Source organism: Prochlorococcus marinus, from assembly GCF_001180245.1.
GTDB classification, from domain to species: Bacteria; Cyanobacteriota; Cyanobacteriia; order PCC-6307; family Cyanobiaceae; genus Prochlorococcus_A; species Prochlorococcus_A marinus_F.
This window is the reverse complement of sequence record NZ_CVSV01000019.1, coordinates 1-412: the sequence shown is the minus strand read 5'-3', so window position 1 is coordinate 412 and position 412 is coordinate 1. Positions and strand designations below refer to the sequence as shown.

1 protein-coding gene is annotated in these 412 nt (G+C 29.1%); it reads left to right on the top strand.

Features of this window, described 5'->3' with window-relative positions; translation table 11 throughout:
• Nucleotides 1-320, top strand: a 320-nt coding sequence (locus AMO19_RS08340; RefSeq protein ID WP_373553999.1) for a hypothetical protein, incomplete at its 5' end; no start/stop codon positions are given.
• Nucleotides 321-412: the final 92 nt, after the last annotated feature.

The window sequence follows — 412 nt, the reverse complement described above, 5'->3', positions numbered from 1 at the left end:
CATTAATTGTATTTTTTGTAGCTGGTCTATTTGTCTCTAATGTCGCCCAAGAAAAAGGCTATAACAGCTTTGTGTGGTTTGTAGGAGGTTTCTTTTTTAGTGTTATTGCTTTAATAGCAGTTGCTGGTTTGCCAGATAAAAAGCTAAGAAAATACATTAGACAGATTGGTGAGAATCAAAATGCTATTGATTCAGAGGGTTCTAATAATTTGAAAAAGGTTATTGATGATAAATCTTTAACTATTGAGGAAAGAAAGGAATTAATTAAAAAAGTAAGTAAGAAGCCAAGTTGGGACAATATATCAAAACTAAATAAATGAAACGCTTACTACTTGTAATTAATTAATGAATAAAACTAACACTTGGTTAATTAGAGTATTTGCTTTTGTTCTTGTTTTTGTTTGTCTTTTTG